A 6941-nucleotide genomic window follows, 5' to 3' on the forward strand; every position below is an offset into this window, starting at 1 on the left:
CTGCCGCTCCGCCTGAGCACGTCGAAGGCCTTGGCAGTGCCGCTGCCCTGGCACTTCAAGTTTAGGCCAGCACCCGCCCTCCCGGGGTAAGCACGCGTAACGCCCCGAAACGCTTACAGCAGCGGAGCGAGCCAGCGCGCGGCCTGCTCCACCGTCATGCCGGTGCGCTTCGCCCAGTCCTCGAGCTGATCGCGCCCGACCTTCGGGATTGCAAAGTACTGCGCCTGCGGATGCGCGAGGTAGAAGCCGCTGACCGCGGCCGCCGGACTCATCGCGAAGGATTCAGTCAGCGTCATGCCGGCGTTCCTTGGCGCGTCGAGCAGATCGAACAGCGCGCCCTTCGACGTGTGGTCCGGGCAGGCCGGGTAGCCGGGCGCCGGGCGGATGCCGCGGTATTCCTCGCGGATCAGCGCATCGTTACCCAGCGCCTCGTCGGCCGCGTAGCCCCAGAACTCCTTGCGGACGCGCGCGTGCAGCCACTCGGCGCATGCTTCGGCGAGGCGGTCGGCGAGGCTCTTCAGCATGATCGCGTGGTAGTCGTCGTGCGCGGCCTCGAACTCGGCGAGCTTCGCCTCGATGCCGATGCCGGCCGTCACCGCGAAGGCGCCGGCGTAGTCCGCGACACCCGAATCCTTGGGCGCGACGAAGTCGGCGAGGCAGTAGTGCGGCTTGTCGGACGGCCGCTCGTGCTGCTGGCGCAGGCCGTGCCAGCTCATCAGCGGCGTCGCGCGCGCCTCGTCGGCGTAGAACGCGATGTCGTCGCCGACGCGGTTCGCCGGGAACAGGCCGAACACCGCGCGCGCCTGCAACCAGCCCTCGGCCACGACTCGTTCGAGCATCGCCTGACCGTCCTTGAACACGCTGCGTGCAGTTTCGCCAACCACCTCGTCGTCGAGGATCTTCGGGAAGCTGCCGGCGAGGTCCCAAGTCTGGAAGAACGGGCCCCAGTCGATGAAGGGTACGAGCTCCGCCAGCGGCACGTCGAGCGCCTGCACGCCGAGCACGTTCGGCCGGGTCGGGACATAGCCCGGCACGCCATCCCAGCGGAACGCGTTCGCACGCGCCGCTTCCAGACTCACGAGCTGCACGCCCTTCTTGTTCGCATGCTGCGCGCGGATCTTGTCGTAGTCGGCGGCGAGCTGCGTCTTGAAGTCCGCCGCGCCGCCTTCGGAGAGCAGCGCCGTGACGACGCCGACCGCGCGCGACGCGTCCGGCACATACACCACCGGCCCCTCGTAATGCGGCGCGATCTTGATCGCGGTGTGCGCGCGGCTGGTCGTCGCACCGCCAATCAGCAGCGGGATGGACACACCGTCAGCGAAGCCCTGGCGCTGCATCTCGGCGGCGACGTGGCTCATCTCCTCCAGCGAAGGCGTGATCAGGCCCGACAGGCCGATCGCCTGCGCGCCATGCTCGCGCGCGGCGTTGAGGATCTTCTCGGCCGGCACCATCACGCCGAGGTCGATGACCTCGTAGCCGTTGCAGCCCAGCACCACGCCGACGATGTTCTTGCCGATGTCGTGCACGTCGCCCTTCACCGTCGCCATCACGATGCGGCCCTTGGAGCTCGCGCCGGTGCGCAGCTTCTCGGCCTCGATGAAGGGGATCAGGTGCGCGACCGCCTGCTTCATCACGCGCGCGGATTTCACCACCTGCGGCAGGAACATCTTGCCCGCGCCGAAGAGGTCGCCGACGACGCTCATGCCCGCCATCAGCGGGCCTTCGATCACCGCGAGCGGCGGCTTGCCCTCGCCTTCGAGCTTCGCGCGCACTTCCTCGGTGTCGGCGACGACGAACTCGGTGATGCCCTTCACGAGCGCGTGTGACAGCCGCTCCTCGACCGACAGCGCGCGCCACGCGAGATCCGGCCCGGCGTTCTTCGCCTTGCCTTCCTTCACTGACTGCGCGAACTCGACCAGCGCCTCGCCCGCACCCCCAGGCGTGGAAACTGCGCGGTTCAGCACCACGTCCTCGACCTTGTCGCGAAGCGCGGGCTCGAGATCGTCATAGACGCCGAGCATGCCGGCATTGACGATGCCCATCGACAGGCCCGCCTTGATCGCGTGGTACAGGAACACCGTGTGGATCGCCTCGCGCACCGGGTCGTTGCCGCGGAAGCTGAAGGACACGTTGGACACGCCGCCCGAGGTCTTCGCGTACGGCAGGTTGGCCTTGATCCACGCCACCGCGTTGATGAAGTCGACGGCGTAGTTGTCGTGCTCCTCGATGCCGGTGGCGATCGCGAAGATGTTCGGGTCGAAAATGATGTCTTCGGGCGGGAAGCCGATCCCGACCAGCAGATCGTAGGCGCGCTTGCAGATCTCGGTCTTCCTCGCATAGGTGTCGGCCTGGCCCTTCTCGTCGAAGGCCATCACGATCACCGCCGCGCCGTACTGGCGGCACAGCCGCGCCTGGCGCAGGAACTCGGCCTCGCCTTCCTTCATCGAGATCGAATTGACGACGCCCTTGCCCTGGATGCACTTGAGGCCCGCCTCCATCACGCTCCACTTCGACGAGTCGAGCATGATCGGCACGCGCGAGATGTCCGGTTCGGACGCGATGAGCTTGAGGAAGCGCTCCATCGCGGCCATCGAGTCGAGCATCGCCTCGTCCATGTTGATGTCGATGACCTGGGCGCCGTTCTCCACCTGCTGGCGCGCGACCGCCAGCGCATCGTCGAAGCGGCCTTCGAGGATCATGCGCGCGAAGGCCTTCGAACCGGTGACGTTGGTGCGCTCGCCGACGTTCACGAACAGGCTGTCGGCGCCGACGTTGAAGGGCTCGAGACCCGACAGGCGCAGCTTCTTCTCGACTTGCGGCACCTTGCGCGGCGCGAGGTCGGCGACGGCCTGTGCGATCGCCGCGATGTGCGCCGGGGTCGTGCCGCAGCAGCCGCCGACGATGTTCACCAGCCCCGCCGCGGCCCACTCGCGGATGTCGGTGGCGAGCTGCTCGGGCGTCTCGTCGTAGCCGGTCGGCGCCAGCGGGTTGGGCAGTCCGGCGTTGGGGTGCGCGGAGACGTGCGTGTCGCAGACGTGCGACAGGTCCTCGACGTATTGGCGCAACTCCTTCGCGCCGAGCGCACAGTTGAGGCCGAAGGAGATCGGCCGCGCGTGGGCGAGCGAGTTCCAGAAGGCTTCGGCGGTCTGGCCCGACAGCGTGCGCCCCGAGGCATCGGTGATCGTGCCGGAGATCATCACCGGCACGCGGCGATCCATCTCGGCGAAGAGCTTCTCGACCGCGAACACTGCCGCCTTCGCGTTCAGCGTGTCGAAGATCGTCTCGATCAGCAGGATGTCCGCGCCGCCTTCGAGCAGGCCGCGCGCCGAATCGTAGTAGTCGTCGACCAGCGCATCGAAGCTGATGTTGCGGAAACCCGGGTCATTGACGTCGGGCGAGATCGACAGCGTGCGCGAGGTCGGCCCGAGCACGCCGGCGCAGTAGCGCGGCTTCGCCGGGTTCTGCGCGGTGTATTCGTCGCACAGCTCGCGCACGAGACGCGCGCCGGCGACGTTGATCTCGTAGGCGAGGTCCGCCAGCCCGTACTCGGCCTGCGACACGCGCGTGCCGTTGAAGGTGTTGGTCTCGATGATGTCCGCGCCGGCGTCGAGGTAGGCGCGGTGGATGCCGGCGACGACGTCCGGGCGCGTCAGCACCAAGAGGTCATTGTTGCCCTTGAGGTCTTTCGGATGGGACTTGAGGCGCTCGCCGCGGTAGTCCGACTCGCCCAGCTTGTGTTGCTGGATCATCGTCCCCATCGCGCCGTCGAGGATCAGGATGCGGCGGGCGAGAAGGTCGCGGATTTCATTGGAGCGGTCGGCTTGCATGGTTCTACCTCGGTCGATTCAAGCACCGGGCGGAAGCCGCAGGAGCGCACAAAAGCAAACGGCGCGGCAAACCCCGGTGTTGGTTTGCGAGCGCCGTTGTTCGGTTGCCGAGCCTGGCCCGCAATTGATCGGGTCGCAGCGCTCCTCGGCAAGCGGGTGATTCTATGGAATTTTTCCGCCGGTGCCAAGCCGGTGGGGGGACACTACATCAGCTCGCGCCAGTACACCCGGCGCCACTTCGTCGGCGGGCTTCCTGCCATCTCCGGAATCGTCGGATTCTTGACCGTGCGATCGGACATGCGAATCAGCGCGCGCTTGCCGGACGAGGTCTCGACGATCACCGGCCGGCTGCCCAGCGCATTGCCGAGATACCAGCCGCTCTCGAAGGTATCGCTGCCGCTCGTCGAGCGCCGCACCGCGCCGCCCGTGTCGGCATCGACGGCAAAGAACCAGCTCGAACCGCCCGGATCACAGATCGCGGTGGTCGGGACGTTGACCGTGAACACCAGCACGCCCGTCGTGGTGACCGCCGGATGCGTATTGATGCGCCCGTTCGCGATCGGAAGATCGAAGTACCAGCCCTTGTTGGCAGTCTGCAGCGTGTTCGTCGTCAGCGTGAAGGTGCCGCCCGAGGAGCTCGCGACGCGCTGGCAGACGAAGTCGCCGTTGCCGCCGTTGCCCGGACAACCCGCACCATTGCTGCCACGAATGTCGGGAAGCGTCGGCGTGGCGACGGTCGTGTCGTCGATGATGCCGTACATCGATTGCGTCTGGGTCGCATGGGTGTTCACCGGCGTATTTCCCGGGACGTCGCTGTTGCCGAGATATTGGCCCGTTCCGACATAAACATAGAATTTGTCGCTGCTGCCGCGCACTTGCCGGACGACCGGAGCGGAGGTCACCGGCTGGGCGGCACCGCCACCGTCGGCGAGCGCCGCGATTTTCGTCGCCGACCAGTTGGCAAGGTCGAAGCGCCAGACATTGCCGAGGAGGTCGCCGCCGTATACGAAGCGAGTCATCTGGTCGGCTGCGGCGTTGCTGAGGCGGGCGAGATGGGTCAGCCCCGCGGGCAAAGAGGGCGAGCCAGCGGGGGTCGCGATGTGCCGCAGCACCGTGCCGTCGCGCGGGTCGAGCGCCCACACGTGACCGAGACCGTCGCCGCCACCGCTCGTGCCGTTGTTGTAGCCGGATGTCACGAGCACGACCCAGCCGTCGCTGGGCGTGCGCACGATCAGCGGCGTGCCGAAGCTGAAGCCGCTGTCGGCCGCCGGGGTCTTTTCCCACAGCACCTTGGCTGCGGCAGCCGTCTCGCTCGCCGCGGTGCCGTCGCTGATGTCCAGCGCGTAATACCCGGTCCCGCCCTTGCCCAGCCCGCCGACGAGGATCTTGCGTCGGAAGCCAGACACGTCGACGTCGGCGACCGCGGGCGTCGCATCGACGAAATATTCGTGCGCGTAAGTCGGCTCGGCGAGCTTCCACAGACGCGAATGCAGCATTCTCGGCACGTAGGCCCACAGCTCGCTGCCGCCGGCAGTGCCCGTGCCGCCGTCGAAGGCGTGCACCATCCCGTCGTTGGCACCCTGATAGACGACAGTCGAACTGCCGTAGCTAACGATGGCCGGCTCCGCGTTGATGATGTCGCCCAGCAGGTGTTGGCGACGGCGATAGATTGAGGCCTCGCCGGAACGGTCACCGCGCAGATAGTCGATGACGCCAGTGGTGAGGCCGATCGCGTCGTTGCGGTAGTTTGCGCCGGTGAACGCGCTGCCGCTGCTGCCGGTGTAGGAGACGATCCTGCGGCTCGACTGCGGGCTCGCGAGCGCGTCGAGCCGCGCCTGCGCCGACCACAGGCGCGGGGTGATCGGCAGGCCGCTCGCGAGGTCGAGTGAGAAGGCCTCGAGATCGCCGGTCCAGTAGCCCGACGTGAAGCTCGACGCATAGCTGGTGTTGTTGGTCGTGAGCTGCGTGCTCGTGACTGCGACCGCGGCGGCCGCACTGTCCTTGTCGAGCGCGTCGTTGAGCGCGCCGACGAAGGCCCGCGTCAGGGATTCCTCGTTTTCGGCGGAAAGGAACAGCCCGCCGCCCTGGCGCGCCGTCTCCTGCATCAGCGGGTCGTTTAGCGCCTGGCGATCGGCGAAACCCACCGTATAGGTGCGCAGGTTGTTCACCGACGCCTGTCCGCCCGGCGCGGAGAGGTCGGGCCGCAGGTCGGTCTCGAAGAGCGCCTGCGCGACGTCGTCGAGGTAGTCGCTACCCGCGCTCTCGTAACTGTGTGCGCCGCCGAGGTGCCCGGTGTGGTTCGTCGCCGCGCCGCCGTTCTTCTGGTCGTAGGCCCTCGCGCCGCTCGTCGTGCAGCTCCCGCTGTCGCCGTCGTAGTCGCACAAGTGCTCGTTGTTCGACAGGGCCTGGTCCTGCTGCGGGCGCCCGTCGGTCATCAGCACGGCGATCGAGCGCTGGCACCAGTACTGCACCGGGCAGGACAGGCCGGAGCAGCCCGTCGGCAGGGTGCCGCTCAACCGGTGCGGCGCCGACGTGCCCTGCTTGAAGAGCTGCGCGATGCTCACGGTCGTCGGCGTCGTGGCACCGGGGTGTATCGTCAGGTTGCCCGAGTAACCGAGCGTGAAGAAGTGCCCGACGTCGGCAAGCGTTTCCGCGAGCGGCGTGCTGCCGGTGGCAGCGAGGCCGTCGATGCTGGACTTGAGATCGGCAAGGTGCGACGAGCCGAGATTCGCGAGCCCGCGCACGAGGAGGCCGCCGTCGTCGCCGTTGTAGGTCGTCAGGCCGACACGGGCCTTCACGGTGGTCGCCGTGGTCTGCAGGGGGATGGTGTCGAGCGCGGCCTTGGTGGCCTTCTTTGCGATCTCCAGGCGCGTCCGCGTATCCGGCTTGCGGTCACCCCAAGCGGTCAGCGTGCCGATGCGAAAATACCAGTTGAGGTAACGGCCGGCGTACTCGGCGGGCAGGTAGGAGGCTCCCGCCGCGGTGCGGCAGTTGGTGCCGCAACTCTGCTGCGTGGCGAGCAGACGCACGTCCGGATAGACCGCGTCATCGACGAAACATACTTGCCCCGCCGCCGTGCCGACATCACAGCCGCTCGTGCAATCGGTACTCGAC

The 6941-nt window shown here is 67.6% G+C and carries 2 protein-coding genes and 1 riboswitch; both genes read right to left on the minus strand.

Annotated features, from left to right (window positions below; translation table 11 throughout):
* Positions 1 to 113 precede the first annotated feature (113 nt).
* Positions 114 to 3827, minus strand: coding sequence for a methionine synthase (gene metH / locus GPA27_RS17630; RefSeq protein ID WP_169141803.1), 3714 nt, complete (start codon positions 3825 to 3827; stop codon positions 114 to 116).
* An 81-nt stretch (positions 3828 to 3908) separates the two neighbouring features.
* Positions 3909 to 3980, minus strand: a riboswitch (S-adenosyl-L-homocysteine riboswitch).
* Positions 3981 to 4030: 50 nt separating this feature from the next.
* On the minus strand, positions 4031 to 6941 hold a 2911-nt coding region (locus tag GPA27_RS17635; protein ID WP_169141804.1), incomplete at its 5' end, for a PilC/PilY family type IV pilus protein.

Source organism: Aromatoleum toluolicum (genome assembly GCF_012911005.2).
In the GTDB taxonomy this organism is placed as follows: domain Bacteria; phylum Pseudomonadota; class Gammaproteobacteria; order Burkholderiales; family Rhodocyclaceae; genus Aromatoleum; species Aromatoleum toluolicum.

What these genes read in the sequence shown, in the direction of transcription:
- metH (WP_169141803.1), bottom strand. Translation starts at nt 3,827, where the DNA reads ATGCAAGCCGACCGCTCCAATGAAATCCGCGACCTTCTCGCCCGCCGC.